18 protein-coding genes are annotated in these 19594 nt (G+C 64.9%); 9 read left to right on the forward strand and 9 right to left on the reverse strand.

The genetic code is table 11. From position 1 onward, the window contains the following. The first annotated feature begins 10 nt into the window (after window positions 1–10). Complete coding sequence (locus tag A3AS_RS0141295) at window positions 11–1753, forward strand: ABC transporter substrate-binding protein (RefSeq protein WP_026202903.1); 1743 nt, start codon at window positions 11–13, stop codon at window positions 1751–1753. Window positions 1754–1961: 208 nt separating this feature from the next. Here the strand turns inward: A3AS_RS0141295 and A3AS_RS0141300 are convergent, their stop codons facing one another. The 5 genes from A3AS_RS0141300 to A3AS_RS0141320 form a co-directional block, all read right to left on the reverse strand. After that, window positions 1962–3062 (reverse strand): alkene reductase, encoded by a 1101-nt coding sequence (locus tag A3AS_RS0141300; protein WP_018323271.1) that lies wholly within the window; start codon window positions 3060–3062, stop codon window positions 1962–1964. Window positions 3063–3241: 179 nt separating this feature from the next. Next, complete coding sequence (locus tag A3AS_RS0141305) at window positions 3242–3745, reverse strand: DUF1993 family protein (RefSeq protein ID WP_018323272.1); 504 nt, start codon at window positions 3743–3745, stop codon at window positions 3242–3244. A gap of 286 nt (window positions 3746–4031) precedes the next feature. Beyond that, window positions 4032–5333: a lytic murein transglycosylase gene (locus tag A3AS_RS0141310; protein WP_018323273.1), complete on the reverse strand. Its 1302-nt coding sequence runs from the start codon at window positions 5331–5333 to the stop codon at window positions 4032–4034. Between the two features lie 116 nt (window positions 5334–5449). After that, on the reverse strand, window positions 5450–7390 hold the full coding sequence (locus A3AS_RS0141315) for a glycosyltransferase (protein ID WP_018323274.1): 1941 nt from the start codon (window positions 7388–7390) through the stop codon (window positions 5450–5452). After that, window positions 7387–8757, reverse strand: a complete 1371-nt coding sequence (locus A3AS_RS0141320; protein WP_018323275.1) for an HlyD family secretion protein — start codon at window positions 8755–8757, stop codon at window positions 7387–7389. Before A3AS_RS0141320 ends, A3AS_RS0141315 begins: the two co-directional genes overlap by 4 nt. Before the next feature lie 284 nt (window positions 8758–9041). Between A3AS_RS0141320 and htpX the strand changes: the two genes are divergently transcribed. Together htpX and A3AS_RS0141330 are read left to right on the forward strand one after the other, a co-directional pair. Next, a complete protein-coding gene (htpX, locus tag A3AS_RS0141325) occupies window positions 9042–9977 on the forward strand; it encodes a zinc metalloprotease HtpX (protein WP_018323276.1) in 936 nt (311 codons plus the stop codon). A 137-nt stretch (window positions 9978–10114) separates the two neighbouring features. Then, complete coding sequence (locus A3AS_RS0141330; protein WP_018323277.1) at window positions 10115–10756, forward strand: tetratricopeptide repeat protein; 642 nt, start codon at window positions 10115–10117, stop codon at window positions 10754–10756. Window positions 10757–10901: 145 nt separating this feature from the next. Here A3AS_RS0141330 and A3AS_RS0141335 read toward each other — a convergent pair whose 3' ends face one another. Beyond that, window positions 10902–11258 (reverse strand): hypothetical protein, encoded by a 357-nt coding sequence (locus A3AS_RS0141335; RefSeq protein WP_018323278.1) that lies wholly within the window; start codon window positions 11256–11258, stop codon window positions 10902–10904. A gap of 175 nt (window positions 11259–11433) precedes the next feature. Then, complete coding sequence (locus A3AS_RS0141340; RefSeq protein ID WP_026202904.1) at window positions 11434–12234, reverse strand: hypothetical protein; 801 nt, start codon at window positions 12232–12234, stop codon at window positions 11434–11436. 231 nt (window positions 12235–12465) lie between these two features. Here A3AS_RS0141340 and A3AS_RS48760 point away from each other — a divergent pair, with 231 nt between their 5' ends. Then, window positions 12466–12759, forward strand: a complete 294-nt coding sequence (locus tag A3AS_RS48760) for an antibiotic biosynthesis monooxygenase (protein ID WP_014497428.1) — start codon at window positions 12466–12468, stop codon at window positions 12757–12759. Between the two features lie 145 nt (window positions 12760–12904). On the opposite strand, the gene A3AS_RS0141350 is transcribed toward A3AS_RS48760, so the two are convergent. Next, window positions 12905–14350 (reverse strand): short-chain fatty acyl-CoA regulator family protein, encoded by a 1446-nt coding sequence (locus tag A3AS_RS0141350; RefSeq protein WP_018323280.1) that lies wholly within the window; start codon window positions 14348–14350, stop codon window positions 12905–12907. Window positions 14351–14580: 230 nt separating this feature from the next. Here A3AS_RS0141350 and A3AS_RS0141355 point away from each other — a divergent pair, with 230 nt between their 5' ends. From A3AS_RS0141355 to A3AS_RS0141365, 3 genes are all read left to right on the forward strand, one after another. Next, window positions 14581–16215 (forward strand): isocitrate lyase, encoded by a 1635-nt coding sequence (locus A3AS_RS0141355; RefSeq protein WP_026202905.1) that lies wholly within the window; start codon window positions 14581–14583, stop codon window positions 16213–16215. A 30-nt stretch (window positions 16216–16245) separates the two neighbouring features. After that, complete coding sequence (locus tag A3AS_RS0141360; RefSeq protein WP_018323282.1) at window positions 16246–16455, forward strand: hypothetical protein; 210 nt, start codon at window positions 16246–16248, stop codon at window positions 16453–16455. Window positions 16456–16651: 196 nt separating this feature from the next. After that, the gene (locus A3AS_RS0141365; protein WP_018323283.1) at window positions 16652–17206 is read left to right on the forward strand and encodes a hypothetical protein; all 555 of its coding nucleotides are present in this window, start codon (window positions 16652–16654) and stop codon (window positions 17204–17206) included. Between the two features lie 122 nt (window positions 17207–17328). Here the strand turns inward: A3AS_RS0141365 and A3AS_RS0141370 are convergent, their stop codons facing one another. Further along, entirely contained in the window at window positions 17329–18210 is an 882-nt protein-coding gene (locus A3AS_RS0141370; RefSeq protein ID WP_026202906.1) for a metallophosphoesterase, read from the reverse strand. 107 nt (window positions 18211–18317) lie between these two features. Between A3AS_RS0141370 and A3AS_RS0141375 the strand changes: the two genes are divergently transcribed. Further along, window positions 18318–18809 (forward strand): NUDIX domain-containing protein, encoded by a 492-nt coding sequence (locus A3AS_RS0141375; RefSeq protein WP_018323285.1) that lies wholly within the window; start codon window positions 18318–18320, stop codon window positions 18807–18809. A 151-nt stretch (window positions 18810–18960) separates the two neighbouring features. Continuing rightward, window positions 18961–19479 (forward strand): GNAT family N-acetyltransferase, encoded by a 519-nt coding sequence (locus A3AS_RS0141380; RefSeq protein ID WP_018323286.1) that lies wholly within the window; start codon window positions 18961–18963, stop codon window positions 19477–19479. The last annotated feature ends 115 nt before the right edge of the window (window positions 19480–19594 follow it).

Raw genomic sequence — 19594 nt, forward strand, 5'->3', positions numbered from 1 at the left:
TTTTCTGACCATGTCCAGCGCCGCCGCCATCATTGCGGTGTCGTTCGCCGTCTCGGCGCCGGTCCGCGCCGCCGACGACGCCGTGATCCAGAAGTGGATCGCGGAATTCACGCCCTCGACGCTGTCGAAGGAAGACCAGAAGAAGGAGCTGGAGTGGTTCGCCAAGGCCGCCGAGCCCTTCAAGGGCATGGAGATCAACGTCGTCTCCGAGACCATCACGACCCACGAGTATGAGTCGCAGACGCTGGCCAAGGCGTTCTCCGAGCTCACCGGCATCAAGCTGAAGCACGACCTCATCCAGGAAGGTGACGTCGTCGAGAAGCTGCAGACCCAGATGCAGTCTGGCAAGAACGTCTATGACGGCTGGATCAACGATTCCGACCTGATCGGCACGCATTTCCGCTACGGCCAGACCGTCGTGCTGTCGGACTACATGACCGGCGAGGGCAAGGACGTCACCGATCCCATGCTCGACGTCAACGACTTCATCGGCAAGTCATTCACCACGGGGCCGGACGGCAAGCTTTATCAGCTGCCCGACCAGCAGTTCGCCAACCTCTATTGGTTCCGCTACGACTGGTTCACCAACGCGGACTACAAGGCCAAGTTCAAGGCCAAGTATGGCTACGAGCTCGGCGTGCCCGTGAACTGGTCCGCCTATGAGGACATCGCCGAGTTCTTCACCAACGACATCAAGGAGATCAACGGCGTCAAGGTCTACGGCCATATGGACTATGGCAAGAAGGACCCCTCGCTCGGATGGCGTTTCACCGACGCCTGGCTGTCGATGGCCGGCAACGGTGACAAGGGCATTCCGAACGGCCTGCCGGTCGACGAATGGGGCATCCGGATGGAAGGCTGCCGTCCGGTCGGCTCATCGGTGGAGCGTGGTGGCGACACCAACGGTCCGGCCGCGGTCTACTCGATCACCAAGTATCTCGAGTGGCTGAAGAAGTACGCACCCCCGCAGGCGCAGGGCATGACGTTCTCCGAAGCAGGCCCGGTGCCGGCGCAGGGTAACATCGCCCAGCAGATGTTCTGGTACACCGCTTTCACCGCCGACATGGTGAAGCCGGGCATCGCCGTGATGAACGCGGACGGTACGCCGAAATGGCGTATGGCTCCCTCGCCGCACGGTTCGTACTGGAAGGAAGGCATGAAGCTCGGCTACCAGGACGCCGGCTCCGTGACGCTGCTGAAGTCGACCCCGGCGGACCGCCGTAAGGCGGCCTGGCTCTATCTCCAGTTCATCATCTCGAAGTCGGTGAGCTTGAAGAAGAGCCATGTCGGTCTCACCTTCATCCGTGAATCCGACATCTGGGACAAGTCGTTCACCGAGCGTGCGCCGAAGCTCGGCGGCCTGATCGAGTTCTACCGCTCGCCCGCGCGCGTGCAGTGGACCCCGACCGGCAACAACGTGCCCGACTATCCGAAGCTCGCGCAGCTGTGGTGGCAGAACATCGGCGATGCGTCGTCCGGTGCGAAGACCCCGCAGCAGGCGATGGACGCGCTGGCCGCCGCTCAGGACTCCGTCATGGAGCGCCTGGAGAAGTCCGGCGTGCAGGGCGCCTGCGGTCCCAAGCTGCACAAGAAGGAGACGGCCGAATACTGGTTCGCCAAGGCCCAGAAGGACGGCACGATTGCTCCGCAGCGCAAGCTCGCCAACGAGAAGCCGAAGGGCGAGACCGTCGACTACGACACCCTGATCAAGTCGTGGCCGGCAACCCCGCCCAAGCGCGCGGAAGCGAAGTAAGGCAAGGTCTCACAAGGACGAAAGGCCGGGAGCAATCCCGGCCTTTTTGTTTTGCGCTTGGGGCACCAGCGCGTCTTACACACTGGGTGTCATCGCCCGCGAAGGCGGGCAATCCAGTATTCCGAGACGGTCGCGATTGAACCGAGAGGCCGCGGCGTACTGGATGCCCCGCTTTCGCGGGGCATGACAGCTGCCGTGTGGTTGGTCGTTACTCCGCCGGCTCGGCTGCGAGTGTCGGATAGTCCGTATACCCCTTCGCGCCGCCGCCGTAGAAAGTGGTCTTGTCCCAGTCGTTCAGCGCTGCGCCCTGCTTCAGCCGCTCGACGAGGTCGGGGTTGGAGATGAACGGCTTGCCGAAGGCGATGAGGTCGGCCGCGTTGGTGTCCAGCACCTTGGTGGCGAGATCGAAATCGTAGCCGTTATTGGCGACATAGGCGCCGGCAAAGCGCTTGCGCAAGGATGCATAATCAAACGGCGCGATGTCGCGCGGGCCGCCGGTGGCGCCTTCAACGACGTGGAGATAGACCAGCTTCAGCGCGCTGAGGCCGTCGACGATATGGTCGTACAGGGCTTGCGGGTTGGAATCCGAGATATCGTTGGCCGGCGTCACCGGCGAGATGCGGATGCCGGTACGGTCGGCGCCGGCCTCGGCCACGACGGCCCTGGACACCTCCAGCATCAGCCGCGCGCGGTTCTCGATCGAGCCACCATAGGCATCGGTGCGCGTGTTGGCGCCGTCCTTGGCGAACTGCTCAAGCAAATAGCCGTTGGCGCCGTGAATCTCGACGCCGTCGAAGCCGGCCTCCAGCGCGTTCTTCGTGGCGCGCTTGAAATCGTCGATAATCCCGGGGATTTCGGAGAGCTGGAGCGCGCGGGGCTCGGAGACGTCGGCGAAGCCGCCGTTCACGAAGGTTTTGCCCTTGGCGCGGATCGCGCTCGGCGCCACCGGGGCTGCGCCACTCGCTTGCAGGTCGACATGCGAGATGCGGCCGACATGCCAGAGCTGGATGAAGATCTTGCCGCCGCGCTCATGCACCTTGTCGGTGACCTTGCGCCAGCCGGCGACCTGGTCCTTGCTGTAGATGCCGGGCGTGTCCTGGTAGCCTTGGCCCTGCTGCGAGACCTGGCTCGCTTCGGTGATCAGGAGCCCTGCGGAGGCGCGCTGGCCATAATAATCGGCGGCGAGCGCACCGGGCACAAATGTGCCGGGCACGGCCCGGTTGCGCGTCAACGGCGCCATGACCAGGCGGTTGGCCAGCGTGATCGGGCCGAGCTTGTAGGTCTCAAACAGGTTGGTCGAACGGCTCATGGGGAATGCTTCCAGGGGTGTGAGGTCCCGAACACTTGTGCATCGCGACATCGGGCGCAAGGGAGAAGCCATACGGAAAGTGCAGGCGAGCTACGCAACGGGGCCCGCGTAGCATAATTCATGTGCGATTTTGGCCGTGACAGTGGATTACGACTGCCACGGCCGTGCGATTTCGCAAATCAGTTCGCGCCCATAAAATCCCGCTTGCCGATCTCGACGCCATTGTGGCGCAAAATGCCGTGGGCGGTCGTGGCGTGGAAATAGAAGTTCGGCAGTGAGAACGCGCTCAGGAATTGCTGGCCCTTCATGGTGATGGATTTGTCGGGGCCCGCGGGGAAGGTGACGTCCTTGGTCTCGGCACCTTCGAACTGCTCGGGCTTGAACGACTTCACATAGTCGATGGTCTTGGCCAGCCGCTGCTTCAGCTCTGCGAAGGTCGTCTCGGTGTCAGGCGTGGAGGGCACCTCGCTATGAGTCAGCCGAGCACAGCCCTTGGCGGCGAAATCGCTGACGAGCTGGACCTGCTTCGACAGCGGCAGCATGTCCGGGAAGAGGCGGGAGCCGAGCAGCACGCTCGGGTCGATCTTCTTGGCCGCGCAATGCGCCTCGGCTTTGGTGAGCAGGCCGGTCACGCTGTTCAGCATTTGCAAATAGGCGGGGACGACGGCGTCGTAGAAGGACATGTGATGCTCGCTTGTGAATGGGAAATCTCAGGAGAAAACCTGAGCTACTCACATGGGAGGCTCACGGAAAAATACAATCGCGGGAAGCTGCTTGTGCAGTGCGAAAATTCTACCGCGCCACTCCCCCGCGATCGTTGCTACAACCTCCGCTCTCATAGCCAATCCTCGGTTGTCATCGCCGGGCTTGACCGGGCGATCCAGTACTCCGAGACGGCGGTGATTGAACCGAGAAGCTGCGGCGTACTGGATTCCCCGCCTTCGCGGGGAATGACTACGGATAGATCAGTTAACGCACCGTCCCCGCCGGCTGGGCCTGCGCCGTGGCGCCGCGCATGCGCGCCAGCAGCTCGGCGGTCGGCCAGGAATCGGCCGGCAGGCCGTGCTTGATCTGCATCGCCTTGACGGCCGCGCGGCTCTGCTGGCCCAGCACGCCGTCGACCTTGCCGACATTGAAGCCGGCACGCACGAGCAGTTGCTGCAATTCCTTGAGCTCGTTGAACGGCAGCTGCGCCACCGGCGCCGTCGGCTTGCGCATCGGTGCGGCACCTGCAATGCGCGAGGCGAGATAGCCCGCGGTGGTCGAATAGATCAACGAGTTGTTCCACTCGGTGTAGGCCGCGAAATTCGGATACGCCATGAAGGCCGGACCATTGCGTCCCATCGGCAGCAGCACCGAGGCCGCGAGATTGTCATTCGGCAGCGGCCGGCCGTCGGGATAGGTGACGCCAAGCTGCGCCCATGTCGAGCGCGGCTCTCGCACCGTGAGATCGGTCTTATCCCATGGCAGGTTTTGCGGCACCTTGATCTCTTCCAGCCACGGCTCGCCGCGCCGCCACTTCAGGCCGTTGGCAATGTAGTTCGCGGTCGAGCCGATCACGTCGGCTGGCGACCGCAACAGGTCGCGCCGTCCGTCGCCGTCATAGTCGACGGCGTAGCTGACGTAATGCACGGGCAGGAACTGGGTCTGGCCAAGCTCGCCGGCCCAGGAGCCGATCATCTCGTCGGGATGCAGATCGCCGCGGTCGATGATCTTCAGCGCGGCGATGGTCTCGCCCACGAACATCTCCGAGCGACGGCAGTCATAGGCCAGCGACACCAGCGATTTCAGCGTCGGCAGATTTCCCATGTTGGCGCCGAAGTCGCTCTCCAGCCCCCAGAACGCGGCGATCACCGCCGGCGGCACGCCATATTCCTTTTCGGCTCGTGCGAACGCGGCAGCGTATTGCTTGATGTGCTGCTGGCCGTTCTGCATGCGATAGGGCGCCGCCATGCGTCCGGCGAATTCGGTGAAGAGCTGGCCGAACACGCGCTGGCCGCGGTCGCGGTTGACGATGCCCTGGTCGTAAACGAGGTAGGGCGAAGCCTCCGCGATCGTCCGCTGCGATACGCCGGCGGCCACAGCCTGTTGCTTCACGTCGGCGAGGAAGCGATCGAAGCTCGCACCGTTATGGCAGGACGCCGCACGCGGCGAGGCTGCGGTGGTCCTGGGCGCCACGGGCTTGGCGGGCGGCGGCGCGAACTGGGCGGAGGCGGTGGCGGAGCATGCGAGGAGCGCGACGGCCGCGATCAGAAATCGGGTCTGGACCATAGGGGTTCCGGCGGGGAAGGGGCAGGCGTGGATTCGCCCGAAGTTTAGGTGAAGTGATGGCCTCAGGCCATCCCTTCCGTGCCATGCCAGCATATGGGATGCGAGTGGATGCCGGTCTAGCCGAACAGCCGCATCAGCAGCGCTTTCCCGACCGGGAGCGCCCTGACGCCCTGATAGGCGCGAACATACTCGCCGGCATAGAACGCCCTGATCGCATGCACGCGTGTATCCATGCCTTCCTCAAAACGCACCGCGAATCCATCCGCGGTCTGCCGCACCACGACCGCGGCGATCGGGCGGCCATAGATCCGGCATTCGATCCCGCTGCCGGGGTGCGGCGGATCGGGATCGATCAGGCGGGCGCCGGTGATCGAGATGTCGGCGAGCCGCGCGAGATGCGACTTGCCGTGCTGGCGCAGCAGCACCGTCTCGTTGCGATCAAAACGCTCCGCCTTGCGCTTGCGCGGTTGCTCGATGCAGACGAAGCAGACCACGGTGAGGATGAACGCGTTGTAGAGGCTCCAGGCCAGGGCCAGCCCGCCGTAGGCGATGTTCTCGCCGCGCAGGTGCAGGATGAAGGCATAGGCGATGGCCGCGAGCGTGACGAGAAGCGCGGTGCCATAGAGCCGCAGCAGCGGCCATTCGACAAATCTCCTGTCCCGGTCCCCGCCTTTCGCCGTGACCTTGAACTTGTGTCCTTTCGGCTTCAGCAGACCAGTTGCCACCGCCTTCAGCACTGCGGGCGCGGCGATGAGTTGCGACACGTCCGTCATCATGGCCAGCGAACGGCCGTGCGACAGCCAGGCCATGCTGAGGCTGTGCCAGACATAGAACGGCAGAAAGAACCGGAGCAGCTCGCTCAGGTGGGCCCGGACCGCCTTGATGCCGAACAGCAGGAACAGCCAGGGCACCACGAGGCCCGCCACCTTCGACGTGTAGACCGCGGACCAGCTCATGAAAGCATCGACCAGCGAGAGCCGGTCGATGAAGGAAAGCTTCGACTCGCGCGAGAGCGGTCCGCTGCGGCCGCGCACGATTTGCATCAAGCCGAGGCACCAGCGGGCGCGCTGGGTGATGTATTCCTTCAACCCTTCCGGCGCGAGCCCGATCGTCAGCCGCTCGTTGAGATAGATCGTTTTGAGACCGTGCTCCTTCAGGCGAAGCGTGACGAGGTAGTCTTCCGTGACGGAATCGGTTGGAAACCCGCCGACCCGCACCAGTCCGTCGTAGCGAATGAGCGATGAGGTGCCGCAGCAGAATGCGACGCCCCAGGCGTCCTTGGCCGGCAGCAGGATGTCGAAGAAGAAGCGTTGCTCGTCCGGCCAAACGTCGGTTGCAGCAAGGTTGCTCTGGATCGGGTCGGGATTGATGAAGTGCTGCGGCGTCTGAACCACCCCGACCGAAGCATCGTCCATGAGCGAGATGGTCCGCGCCAGGAAGTCGGGCCGCGGCACGAAGTCCGCATCGAGGATGGCCACGAAGTGCGGCGGCTTCGGCATCGCACCGACATGCCGGAGCGCATGATTGATATTGCCGGCCTTGGCGTGATGGTTGTCGGGCCGCGTGAGATAATGGCAGCCGAGTTCACCCGAAAGGCGCCGCAGCCAGGGCCGTCGGCCGTCGTCGAGCACCCAGACGCGGTAGTTGCCGTACGCCATGCCGGTCGCGCCGATGATCGTGCGCTCGAGGATCGATCGTTCCTCGTTATAGGTGCAGATGAAGACGTCGATCAGCGGTGCGCCGGGATCGAAGGCGCGGCTGTCGATCCTGGCTGATCTGGAACGATCGATTGTTCGGCTCAGGAACAGCAGAGACAAACTGACCGCCACGAGCGAGGCCGCTTCCAGCAGCATGAAAGGATAGCCGACCGCGGCATCCGCGGTCAGATGCGGCGGCGGGAGAGTCGCTGTGACGCGCCAATGGAGATAGCGGAGCAGGAAAACGAGTGACACGATGGCCAGGAACGAGCGTGCCATCGTGCTGTCGCGCCTGAGCAGCGGCACGATCGCCATGAAGGCGCCGAGCGCAATCAGGCCGGGCGTCAGCGCCGTCGTCACGGCGCGGTCTCTTGCCTTGCAAACACCACGCGGCCGGTGCGTCCCACCGTGCAGGCGTGGGCAGCGCCATCACCGAGCGCAACGGTCACGCGATAGGGCTCCTTGCTCAGCGCGTCGGGATTGATGGCGAGATTGGCGGGCGCGCCGGCGGCGCCGGTCAGGTTGACCACGGTGCCGGAGATCGGCGCACCACCGTCGTTCGGCTCGAAGGTCGCGTGGTCGCCGAGCTGCAAACGGTTGTAGACGTTCTCGGTGACGTTCGCGGTGATGACGGCGCTGCTGCAATCGAGCACCTTGAGCAGCGGTTGGCCGGCTTGCACGTCCTCGCCCGGCGAGGTCATCATCTCCCAGACGCGCCCTGCGACGGGCGTCGTGATGTTGGCTTCGGACAGATCGGCGAAGCGAACCTCTTCGGTGATGATCTCGCTGGCGAGCCAGGCGATCTCGGTGTCGATGCGTGCGAGGTCGGCGTCGAGGTCGCCGGCACGCTGGCGCATCTCTTCCTCGCGCTGCACCGAGCTTGGCCGGTCGTTGTAGCTGTCGCCGAGGAAGGAGCCGTTCCGTGCCGCGGCAAGCTCGACCATGGCCGCGTCCAGCCGCTTGCGCGCACCGAGCTCGATCTGCTGCGACACGGAGAGCTCGCGCGTCAGCCGTGCCAGCTCGACGGTCGAGACGTTGCCGGATTTCGCCAGCGAGGAAGCCCGGTCGACCGCGGCACTGGCTTCCTCCCGCCGCGCTGCCGCGGCCTCGATCGAGGTCTGGATCTCGGCGATCCGGGCCTCGAGCTGGAGCACGCGCCCGTCGCGGAATTGCGTCGCCTGCCGCGCCAGGTCCTTTTGCGCGGCCTGGGCCGAGGCAAGCTTGGCGGCAAGGCTCGGCCGCTCGTTCTCCAGGCGCGATTTCTGCCGCCGGAGATCGTCGAGCCGGGTGCGATCGCCACGCGGGTTGACCACGCGCAGGACCACGGTCCCGGCGTCGAGCCTGGCCTGGTCGGTCAAGCGCTGCGCGGCTGCCACACGGCCGCCGATCGGCGTGCGCAGGGTAACGAGGCGGGAATTCAATACGGCCTCGACGCTTGAATACTCCCAGACCGCGCGCAGCGGCAGCCAGCCGAAAATGGCGATGAGCGCAAGTCCGATCGCGATCTTCGCGCCGCGCCTCAGACGTGGCCAGCGCCGCTGCGATTCCGGCTCTGTCTTCGCATCGGGCGCGGGGCCGGGCTCGTCATTGACGAACATCTGCTCGTACAGCGCCTCCTGCAATCCCTTCGCGTCAGTCCTCGCGTCGATCTTGGCGTCGATCTTGGCGTCGTGAGGGGAGGGAGCAGATGCGGGATCGAGGGAGGCGGCGCTCGAGCGGTCCATCATGACGGGTCACCTTGCTGACGGGGTGCCAACGGAACCGGTCAATGCGCTGCGACCGCGCGGCGTGCCCGGTTACCGCGAATTAAGCCGCGATTGCGCTTTCCAGGTTGCTAAACGTCCGCGCGTGTTTTTGCGCAAATCCCGCTCAAGCTTTAGCGGCGCGGGAAAGACTGACGCCGCGATGGAATGTGCGGCCGGGCGACGCACGAACCTTGCGGTCGCAGGCAGCATTCATACCTCCGGGGTGCCGGCCAGAGGTTCGCCCGCGGCCGCCTTGGGAGACGGCCATGAACTATTTTCGTACCGCAATGCTACTCGCAGGCCTCACCGCCCTGTTCATGGGCGTCGGCTATCTGATCGGCGGCGCCTCTGGCGCCATGATCGCGCTCGTTATTGCCGCCGCGACCAATCTCTTCACCTACTGGAACTCCGACCGCATGGTGCTCTCGATGTACGGCGCCCATGAGGTCGATCGTTCGACCGCACCGGAGCTGGTCGGGCTGGTCGCGGAACTTGCGGGCCGGGCAGGCTTGCCGATGCCGCGCGTGTTCCTGATGGATGAGGTGCAGCCCAACGCCTTCGCGACCGGGCGCAATCCGGAGAACGCCGCGGTCGCCGTCACCACCGGCCTGATGCGTCAGCTCAGCCGCGAGGAGCTCGCCGGCGTGATCGCGCACGAGCTCGCCCATATCAAGAATCACGACACGCTGCTGATGACGATCACTGCGACCATCGCCGGCGCGATCTCCATGCTGGCGCAGTTCGGCATGTTCTTCGGCGGCAACCGCGAGAACAACAATGGTCTCGGCATCGTCGGCTCGATCCTGATGATGATCCTCGCCCCGCTCGGCGCCATGCTGGTGCAGATGGCGGTCAGCCGCACTCGCGAATATGCCGCGGACAATCTCGGTGCGCGCATCGCGGGGCAGCCGATGTGGCTGGCCTCCGCGCTGGTGAAGATCGAGGGCGCCGCGCATCAGGGGCCGAACTATGAGGCCGAGCGAAACCCCGCGACCGCGCACATGTTCATCATCAATCCGCTGTCGGGCCATGGCGTGGACAATCTGTTCGCCACCCATCCCTCGACGCAGAACCGCATTGCGGCGCTTCAGCAGCTCGCGGCCGAGCTCGGCACGCGGCCGGCGCCGTCGGTCGGCGCCAATGAGAACTATCCGCCACGCAGCCCATGGGGGCGCTCGTCCTCGCGTGGTCCCTGGGGCTGAGATGGAACCTGCGGCAATTTACGGTCGGCTTTGTGACCTGGCGCACACAGGATGGTCCGAGCCGGTGTTAAGACCCCGGCGAGACACTTCCTTCGAAAGGGGATGCGTGACCGGCCCGCTGCCGGCCACCGTCGAAGATGACCAGAGCTGCCGTACCATTGCTGATCGTCCTGTGCGTGCTCGTCGGCCTGTCCACGCACATGGTCGTCAATTGCGGCGACGAGGACGATCCCGACATCTGCTCCGCCGTGATCGGCTTCTCGCCGCTGCGCGGATCGCTGATCGCCTTTGCCTATGAGGGGCGCGGACGGATCGCGCTGCGCCACGGCGACTTCAGGCGGGCGGTCGCCGATTTCGACGAGGCCATTCACCTCAATCCCAACCGCGCCTCGCTCTATCGCGACCGCGCGCTCGCGCGCCGTCAGAACGGCGACCTCGAGCTCGCCATCGCCGACTATGACGAGGCGATCGCGCATGATCCCAAGCGCGCCGCGCCCTATCACCAGCGCGGTCTCGCGCTCGCCGCCACCGGCGATCTCGACCGCGCGATTCTGAGCTACAACACGGCGGTTCGCCTCGACCCCTCGGATGCGCAGGCCCGCCTCGACCGTGGCCTGGCGTTCCTCGCCCGCGGCCAGGCCGACGATGCGCGCGCCGATTTCGAGGCGGCGCTGGCGCTGCCCGCCGGCAAGGACGGTCGCACCCGCGAAGCCGCGCGCGCCAGGCTCGCCGAACTCGCCAGCGCCGAGCCGACGCAGGTGTCAGTGCCGAGGCAGTGAGGGGGCTCTATCCACCGAATCCTGGAATCGCAGGGTGGGCAAAGGCGCCCTTGCGCCGTGCCCACGATCTCTACAATACGGCAACAGACGCGTGGGCTTGCCTACCCTACGGCGCTGATTGTGCGGAGAGATACTTCTCGTCCGCCTACTTCGCCTTCTTGGCTTTGGCCTTCTTCGCCTTCGCGGCCTTCTTCGCCGGCTTCTCTTCCTTCGCCTTCTTCTCGACCTTCGCCGCCACCGGGGTACTGGCGGCAAGCCGCATTGACCGCGCGTAGCTGTCGGCGACGTTGTCGGCGGACATTTGCAGGCGCTTGGCGGCGGCGGTGGCCTGCTCCATGGTGGCCTTGGCCATCATCTTGAAGCGGTCGCCGGTCTCCTTGCCCTTGGCCTTGGCCGCCAGGCCGTTGAAGCGATCCCGCCGCTCCTTGGCGCGGGTCATCAGGCCCGTATGCAGCTGTCTGGCCAGTTGCCGGATCACGACATCCAGGTCGGCGTCCGCCATGTTGTTCTATCCTCTTCGAAAATGGGTCTCGATGCGGGCGGGACTATGCAGATCGGGCCCCGCCTTGGCAATTCCCGCCTGGGCGTCATCCGCAGCTTCCGGCCTGCAAAACAAAAAAGCCGCGCATTTCGCGCGGCTCTTTGGTTGATCTGGCTGAGGCAGCTCGACGTTCGCCTCACTTCAGCGAGGCGACCGGGCCGTTTGCCGCCGCCGGCTCCGGGTCGAAGCCGAACACGCCGACCAGATATTTGTAATAGTCCGGCATCTTCTCCTTGAGCGTCTCGCGCGACTTCGGATCGTGGAATTCGCTCTTTCCGGCCAGGAAGATGCTGGCGGTCACGGCAAAGAACTCCATGGGGTTCTTCAACGCATAGGACTCCTTGGGCAGCAAGTCCTTGGACTTGGCAAGGGCGAAATAGGCGATCACGCCCTTGTTGGCGTAGCCGTCCGGCAACAGCCGCGCGTGGTAGGCGTGCAGCAGCTCGTGCAGCAGCACCGCTTCCTTTTCGTAGCGCATCATGTCCGGCCGCAGCATGATCACGCCGAGGCCCGAATCGACCGCGAGGTCGACGGCGTTCGGATTGGTCCAGCGCTGCTTGTCGTGGTCCCAGACCGTCAGCGTCCGCGGCACGCGGCGTTCGACGTTGGGAGCGACGCGGCCGTAGCAGGCGGTGGCGGCACCTTCGTCGAGGCAGGCGAGCTCGCTGGCGATGATCGGCACGGTGCGGAAGAAGCGCAGCACGCGCGGCGACAGGCCGGCCGCCTCGACCGCGTCGATCTGGCTCTTCAGATTGTCGGTGAGCTTGTCGACATCCTTGCGGTCGGAATTCTCCGACAGGTCGAACATGTAGCCGCGATAGCTCTGGAAGCCCGGCGGCAGCGACTGCGCTGCATCGGCGTCGAGCGATCCGGCTTGGGATGGATTGGCGAAGAGCGCGCCGACAATGGTTGCGGTCAGCAGCAACGCAATGCGCATGATGAACCCCCTGATGTCACTTCGCCCGGCAGAATAGGCCACCGTTGTTTGCGAAAGGTGAGTGGGGCAAGACTAAGGCAGCGATGTTGAGGCGTGCTTAACCGTTGGTTGCAGATCGCTGCGGCAGATTAGTGCGGGGTTAACCAAGCGTGGATTGGCGGCGGGCTTCGGCGTAACATCGGCTCCGGGCACAAAGCCCAAAAGTCCAGACAGCCGGAAGGGGAGGATGCCATGTATGCCGCCATCCGTCAGGCCAAGGCGAAAAGCGGGAGCGCGGAAGAGCTGGCGCGCCGCATCAAGGACGGCGCCGTTCCGATCATCAGCGACGTCGACGGTTTCCGTGCCTATTACGTCGTCTATGCCGGCGACGATACCGTGACCGCGATCTCGATCTTCGACAAGTTCGAGCAGGCGGAGGAGGCGAACCGGCGGGCGATCGCCTGGATCGAGAAGGATCTCGGGCCGTTGCTTGCCGGCCATGCGAGCGCGGCTGCGGGGCCGGTGATCGTGCATACGCTGGCGTAGGGCCTTGTTTGCGATAGTGGCGAGCAGCGGCCGCATGTTCGGTCGTCATGCCCGGGCTTGTCCCGGGCATCCACGTCTTTCCTCGCACGCTGTAGCGCGTGGATGGCCGGGTCAAGCCCGGCCATGACGAAGGAGAGAATGCCCGTCACAACTCCCGCGCATTCGAGAACGCGAAGCTCGATACCCGCCGCGTCGTCTCGTCCAAAATCAGCGTGCGCGTGATCGGCGGCTCGGCGCGCTGGGCGCAGTTTTCGCGCTCGCAGAGGCGGCAGTTGACGCCGATCGGAGTGCCCTCGGTCTTCTCCAGGTCGATGCCGGCGGCGTAGGTCAGGCGCGCGGCGTGACGGATTTCGCAGCCGAGGCCGATGGCGAAGCGCGGTTGCGGCAGCGGGTGCGGCGCGACGGGGCGGCGGACCATTTGCGCGATCGAGAAATAGCGCGTGCCGTCGGACAGCTCGATCACCTGCTTGAGCAGGCGATCGGGCGTGTCGAAGGTCGAGTGCACGTTCCACAGCGGACAGGTACCGCCGAATTTCGAGAACGGGAAAGTGCCGGACGAGAAGCGCTTGGAGACGTTGCCGGCATTGTCGACGCGCAAGAGGAAGAACGGAATGCCGCGCGCGTTCGGCCGCTGCAGGGTGGTGAGCCGGTGGCAGACCTGCTCGAAGCCGGAATTGAAGCGCTGCGCCAGCACGTGGATGTCGTAATTCAGGGCTTCGGCCGCGGCGAGGAACGCGGGGTAGGGCATCATCACGGCCGCTGCAAAGTAGTTGCCGAGCGTGATGCGGAACAGCCGGCGCGGCGCGTCGTCGAGCGGTCCGGCACGGCCGATGATGCTCTCCAGGGCTTGCGCGCATTCGCCGAGGCCAAGCTGGAAGGCGAGCTGGAAGGCGCGGCCGGGCGGATCGACCAACTCGGAGATCAGCAGCTGGCGGCGATGGCGATCGAAACGCCGCAGCGTCTCGCGCATCACGTCGACCGGCATGACGCGGGTCTGGATCGAATGCTTCTCACGCAGCCGCGCCGCGAGCGCTGCATAGAGTCCCTCGGCCGGCACGTTCAGCTCATCGCGAAGGGCCTCCGCGGCCTGCTCGAGCTCCGGAAAATAGTTGCGGTTGGCCTCGATCAGCTCGCGGACGCGCTCGACCGGATTGGCCTCAAAGCGCGTGCCGACGTCGCGGTCGGCCATCTGCGCCGCCGCCAGCGTCTCGCCCTGGCGCGCCTCGGTATAGGCGGCGTAGAGCCGTTGCAGCGCATGGGTGACGCCGGGGCAGAGCTCGGCGAGGTCGCGCAGCTCCTGCTTGGGAACGTCGATCTGGCGGAACAGCGGATCGGAGAAGATCTCGTTGAGTTCGGCGAAGAAACGGTCCTCGTCGGCGGTGGCGAGGTCGCGCAAATCGAGGTCATAGGTCTCGGCCAGCCGGAGCAGGATCTGCGCCGTCACCGGGCGCTGGTTGCGCTCGATCAGGTTGACATAGCTCGGCGAGATCCCGAGCCCCTCGGCAATCTGGGTCTGCGAAAGCCCCAGTTGCTGCCGGATCCTGCGGAACCGCGGGCCGACGAAGAGTTTCTTGCCGGAATTGGCGGGCATTTCTCAGGACTCCGTGCACATTAAGGACAGAATAACTGACCTATAATTTTTACAAGATTTACAAAATAACATCTATTACATGTTCCGATGTTACACGACATCACCAATAAAAAACAAGCCATCTATCCGAAGTTTCTGTTTTCGCGTTTAGCTCCTGACACGCATCTCGCAATGCACTGTCAAGAATGTCGATGGCTAGCATCGCCATCGTCAGCGAAAGGATCAGGCACATGAACTACCAGCCGCGCGGCATCAGCACCCTTCAGGGCCCGGGTTCGTATCAGAACGAGGTCGAGGCGGCCCAGGCGCTCCTCAAGACCCAGCCGACCTGGAACGGGGTGACGGCCGAGGCCGTCGCACGCATGCGCCTGCAGAACCGCTTCAGGACCGGTCTCGACGTCGCCCGCTACACCGCCGCCTTGATGCGGGCCGACATGGCCGCCTATGACAACGACCCCACCAAGTACACCCAGTCGCTCGGCTGCTGGCACGGCTTCATCGCCCAGCAGAAGCTGATCTCGGTCAAGAAGCACTTCGGCGGCAAGACCGATCGCACCTACCTCTATCTCTCGGGTTGGATGATCGCGGCGCTGCGCTCCGAGTTCGGCCCGCTGCCCGACCAGTCGATGCACGAGAAGACTTCGGTGCCGGCGCTGATCGAGGAGCTCTACACCTTCCTGCGCCAGGCCGACTCGCGCGAGCTCAACGACATCTTCCGTCTGCTCGACAAGGCGCGCAAGGAAGGCGACAAGACCCGCGAGAAGGAGCTGATCGAGAAGATCGACAACTTCCAGACCCATGTCGTCCCCGTCATCGCCGACATCGACGCCGGCTTCGGTAACGCCGAGGCGACCTATCTGCTCGCCAAGAAGATGATCGAAGCGGGCGCCTGCGCGCTGCAGATCGAGAACCAGGTCTCGGACGAGAAGCAGTGCGGTCACCAGGACGGCAAGGTCACCGTGCCGCACGAAGTGTTCATCGCGAAGATCCGCGCCTGCCGCCACGCCTTCCTCGAGCTCGGCGTCGAAGACGGCGTCATCGTGACCCGCACCGACTCGCTCGGCGCCGGCCTGACGCAGCAGATCGCCGTCAGCCACAAGCCCGGTGACATCGGCGACCAGTACAACAGCTTCCTGGATTGCGAGGAAATCACCGCGGAGAACGCCCGCAACGGCGACGTCATCATCAACCGCAACGGCAAGATGATGCGTCCGAAGCGGCTGCCCTCGAACCTCTACCAGTTCCGCCCGGGTACCGGCGAAGACCGCTGCGTGCTCGACAGCATCACTTCGCTGCAGAACGGCGCGGACCTGCTCTGGATCGAGACCGAGAAGCCGCATATCGAGCAGATCGCCAAGATGGTCGATCGCATCCGCAAGGTGGTCCCGAACGCGAAGCTCGCCTACAACAACTCGCCGTCCTTCAACTGGACGCTGAACTTCCGTTGGCAGGTCTACGACGCGATGAAGGAAGCCGGCAAGGACGTCAGCAAGTACAACCGTGCCGAGCTGATGAAGCCGGAATACGATGATACGCCGCTGGCGCAGGAAGCCGACGAGCGCATCCGCACCTTCCAGGCGGATTCGGCCAAGCGTGCCGGCATCTTCCATCACCTGATCACGTTGCCGACCTATCACACGGCGGCGCTCTCGACCGACAATCTGGCGAAGGAATATTTCGGCGACCAGGGCATGCTCGGCTACGTCAAGAACGTCCAGCGCGCCGAGATCCGTCAGGGCATCGCCTGCGCCAAGCACCAGAACATGGCCGGCTCCGACATCGGCGACGACCACAAGGAATACTTCGCCGGCGAGGCTGCCCTGAAGGCGGGCGGCGTCCACAACACGATGAACCAGTTCGGCTAACGCAGCACGCTATTGGACAGGAGACTGACAATGACCAAAGGCAGCAATTTCTGGGTGATCGGCGGCGAGTTCGGTTCGATGAACTTCCACAAGCTCGTGGAAGGCTCGGCCCAGGTGCAGGGTCCGTTCAAGACCCGCAAGGAGGCCGAGGACGCCTGGCGCACGGTCTCGGAAGAGAACCGCCACAAGGCCGGCGTCCGCTTCTCCATCGTGGAAGAGCCGTCGCGCGTCTCGGCCTAAAGGGCCTGGTGCCGACCTGAATTAAGAAGACGTCCAAGGACGGATGGTCCCATCCAGGCTCTGCCTGGGTGGGATCGTCTGTTTTTGGCACAGGTCAATCGCCTGTGGGTGCCGTAAGTATCTGGAATTATGGACCCTTTGCGGGCCTCAAGGTTGCTGATAGGTTAATGGAGGAAAGTCGAGGACGAGGCCGACAATGTCAGAGCCCGAAACCAGCGGGACCCATCCCGGCCAGCCACGCCCGGTGCGGCTGCGCGATGCGCTGCTGCGCGCGCGGATCGAGGCGGCCGATCGGACCGGCGTCGTCGTCGATCTCAGGGACGCCGAGGTGGCGCGGCTCGAGATCCTCAACGACGCGCTCGATCCCCTGTTCGCGCAGGTGCCCGACAGGATCGATCTGTTTGACCGCGGCATCAGCCAGGGCGATACGCCCAGACTCTGGATCGATGTCGTCGCCCACATCGTGATGGGGCGCGACAAGCGGATGTACCGCTTCGTCCAGGACACCCGCTTCGGCCGCATCGTGCTCGCCGAATCGCACGACACCGCTGTGATCGTGGAGGCCGTCACCGATTATGTCGCGCGCCGCATGGTCGAGCGCGAGCACGCGATGGTGGTCCCGCCCGAACCGAAGCCCGCAGTGGCGCCGCCGCCGCGCCGCTCGCGCCTGTGGCCGTTCGTGTTCGGCTTCGTGCTCGGCGCCGCCGCCTTGTTCGGCCTCGCCCTGTTGGCGGCCCTGCGGAGCTGGTGAGGTATTCTCCGCCGTCATTCCAGGGCGCGCCAAAGGCGCGAGCCCGGAATCCATTCATCCACCAATTCTGCGGCCCGATGGATTCCGGGCTCGCGCATCGCGCGCCCCGCAATGACATCGAACTAGATCAGCCTCACATGCTTGATCTGCCCAATCTGAAATCCCGCCCCGAGGCTCCGCACCGTCTGCTCGCAGCGCCAGCCGGCATTGTCCTTCTCGATTCTGAAAAGGTTGTAGGCCGCCGCCGGGTAGCGCCCGTGCGCGAGCGCGGAGGCGGAGGGCACGCCGAGCGCGGGAATGTTGCCGTTGGGACCCTCGAACCACATCGTCGAATGAATGTGGTCGTGCCCGTGCAGGATCAGCTCGACGCCGTGGCGCTTGAGCAGCGTCAGCAGCGCGGCCGAATCGGTCATCCGCTTCTGCCGCGCATCGGACTTCAGGGGATGATGCACCAGCAGCACGCGGAAGACGTCCTCGGCCGCGAGCCGTTCGAGCATTGCTGCAAGCGAGTCGAGCTGATCGCGGCCGAGCGTGCCCGTCGCCATCAGGGGCAGGGTCGGCACCGCCGTGGACAGGCTGATCAGCGCGAGCGGTCCGCGCCGGCGCACGGATGGAAAGCCGATGCCGCCGTCGTCACCGGCGAGATAGGGCGCAAACGTCTCGCCGAAGCGATGCGAGGTGGCGCGGACATAGGCGTCGTGATTGCCGGGAATCGTGGTGACGCGGTCGGGCGGGCCGACGCCTTCGAGCCATGCGCGGGCAGGAGCGAACTCGGCTTCCAGCGCGAGGTTGACGAGATCGCCCGTCACCGCGATGTGGTCGGGCGCCTGCGCCTTCATGTCGGCGACCAGCGCATCGAGCACCTCGCGGCGCTGGTACTTGTGGCGGTTACGCGTCCAGTTGACGTAGCCGAGCACGCGCTTGCCGGCGAGCTCGATCAGCCGCGGTTTCGGCAACGGCGCTAGATGCGGATCGGACAGATGGGCGAGCGTGAAGGGGGCCAGCGTGTTGGGAGTCATGGCGTGCGATTGCCTCGCTATTGCTCCGTTGTAATGGCAAGGTCGCGGGGACTGTGCAAGCGGCGCCGGGACAGCGGCCTCAAGGAAGCCTGATGGGAGATCGTCTGGACCGCATTCGACGAAAATTCGAGCCGCTGCTGCGGCGAGTCTTCCACGCCTATTTCCTCATCGTCCGCGGCATGACGCTCGGCGTCCGCGCCGTGGTGCTGGATGCCGAGAATCGGGTGTTTCTGGTCAGGCACAGCTATGTCAGCGGCTGGTACCTGCCCGGCGGCGGCGTCGATCACGGCGAGAGCATGGAGCAGGCGATGCGGCGCGAGCTCAAGGAGGAGGGCGATATCGACCTCACCGGCGAGGCCGTGCTGCACGGCATCTTCCTCAACAGCCATATTTCCCGCCGCGACCACGTCGCGGTCTACGTCGTCAGGCAGTTCAGGCAGGATCGCCCGCCGGAGCCCAATCGCGAGATCGTCGAATGCGGGTTCTTCGCGCTCACGGCGCTGCCCGAGGGCACCACCCGAGGGACGCGGCTGCGGATCGCGGAAGTGCTGGACGGCCGGCCAATGATTGCGACGTGGCGCTGAGGTCGGCCTGTGCTGATGCATCAGGAGATGTCGTTGAACGAATGCAAGCCGAGGGTTTCGGAACACCTCTCCCCTCGACCTCGAAAAGGAGCTGAGCGCGGCCGCTGCCCGATGGACCGCGCTGCGTTCAGGTGCTATCCCGCGAATTGACATGACCGATCTCTCACTGACCATCCTCCCTGAAGCCGCCGGCGATGCCCAGTCGATCGAGCGGCTGCACGAACGTACCTTCGGTCCCGGCCGCTTCGTGCTCAGCGCCTACCGGATCCGCGAGCACGTCGACCATCTGCTCGAATTGTCCTTCACCGCGCGCATCGGCACGCTGCTGGTCGGCTCGGTCAGGCAATTGCCGGTGCTGGTCGGCGAGACGCCGGCGCTGTTGCTCGGCCCGCTGACGGTCGAGCCGCCGTTCCGCGGCCGCGGTGTCGGCCGTCTGCTGATGGAGCGCGCGCTAAAGGACGCGAAGGCGAAAGGTCACCGCCTGGTGCTGCTGGTCGGCGACGAGCCCTATTACAGCCGTGTCGGCTTCAAGCCGGTCCCGAAGGGCCGCGTTACCATGCCGGGTCCCGTCGACGCCGCCCGCATCCTGGTGTTCGAGCTCGTCGATGGCGCCTTCGAAGGCGTGTCGGGCCCGGTCGGCCCGGACTGGAGCAAGGCGCGGGCAGGATAGGGCGTCAGGCTCGTAGCCTGTAGCCCGGATGAACGAAGCGATATCCGGGAAACCTGTCGATGCAGATGCACCGCCCCCGGATGTCGCTTCGTTCATCCGGGCTACGAGGCTCATA

Source organism: Bradyrhizobium sp. WSM2793 (assembly GCF_000379585.1).
Classification (GTDB): Bacteria; Pseudomonadota; Alphaproteobacteria; order Rhizobiales; family Xanthobacteraceae; genus Bradyrhizobium.

Bases quoted from the DNA above. Each gene is read 5' to 3' on its own strand.
- A3AS_RS48760 (WP_014497428.1), top strand. From the start codon at position 12,466: ATGTATGCCGCCATCCGTCAGGCCAAGGCGAAAAGCGGGAGCGCGGAA.
- A3AS_RS0141350 (WP_018323280.1), bottom strand. From the start codon at position 14,350: ATGCCCGCCAATTCCGGCAAGAAACTCTTCGTCGGCCCGCGGTTCCGC.
- A3AS_RS0141330 (WP_018323277.1), top strand. From the start codon at position 10,115: ATGACCAGAGCTGCCGTACCATTGCTGATCGTCCTGTGCGTGCTCGTC.
- A3AS_RS0141375 (WP_018323285.1), top strand. From the start codon at position 18,318: ATGGGAGATCGTCTGGACCGCATTCGACGAAAATTCGAGCCGCTGCTG.
- A3AS_RS0141355 (WP_026202905.1), top strand. From the start codon at position 14,581: ATGAACTACCAGCCGCGCGGCATCAGCACCCTTCAGGGCCCGGGTTCG.
- htpX (WP_018323276.1), top strand. From the start codon at position 9,042: ATGAACTATTTTCGTACCGCAATGCTACTCGCAGGCCTCACCGCCCTG.
- A3AS_RS0141320 (WP_018323275.1), bottom strand. From the start codon at position 8,757: ATGATGGACCGCTCGAGCGCCGCCTCCCTCGATCCCGCATCTGCTCCC.
- A3AS_RS0141380 (WP_018323286.1), top strand. From the start codon at position 18,961: ATGACCGATCTCTCACTGACCATCCTCCCTGAAGCCGCCGGCGATGCC.
- A3AS_RS0141305 (WP_018323272.1), bottom strand. From the start codon at position 3,745: ATGTCCTTCTACGACGCCGTCGTCCCCGCCTATTTGCAAATGCTGAAC.
- A3AS_RS0141335 (WP_018323278.1), bottom strand. From the start codon at position 11,258: ATGGCGGACGCCGACCTGGATGTCGTGATCCGGCAACTGGCCAGACAG.
- A3AS_RS0141295 (WP_026202903.1), top strand. From the start codon at position 11: ATGTCCAGCGCCGCCGCCATCATTGCGGTGTCGTTCGCCGTCTCGGCG.
- A3AS_RS0141360 (WP_018323282.1), top strand. From the start codon at position 16,246: ATGACCAAAGGCAGCAATTTCTGGGTGATCGGCGGCGAGTTCGGTTCG.
- A3AS_RS0141300 (WP_018323271.1), bottom strand. From the start codon at position 3,062: ATGAGCCGTTCGACCAACCTGTTTGAGACCTACAAGCTCGGCCCGATC.
- A3AS_RS0141310 (WP_018323273.1), bottom strand. From the start codon at position 5,333: ATGGTCCAGACCCGATTTCTGATCGCGGCCGTCGCGCTCCTCGCATGC.
- A3AS_RS0141365 (WP_018323283.1), top strand. From the start codon at position 16,652: ATGTCAGAGCCCGAAACCAGCGGGACCCATCCCGGCCAGCCACGCCCG.
- A3AS_RS0141340 (WP_026202904.1), bottom strand. From the start codon at position 12,234: ATGCGCATTGCGTTGCTGCTGACCGCAACCATTGTCGGCGCGCTCTTC.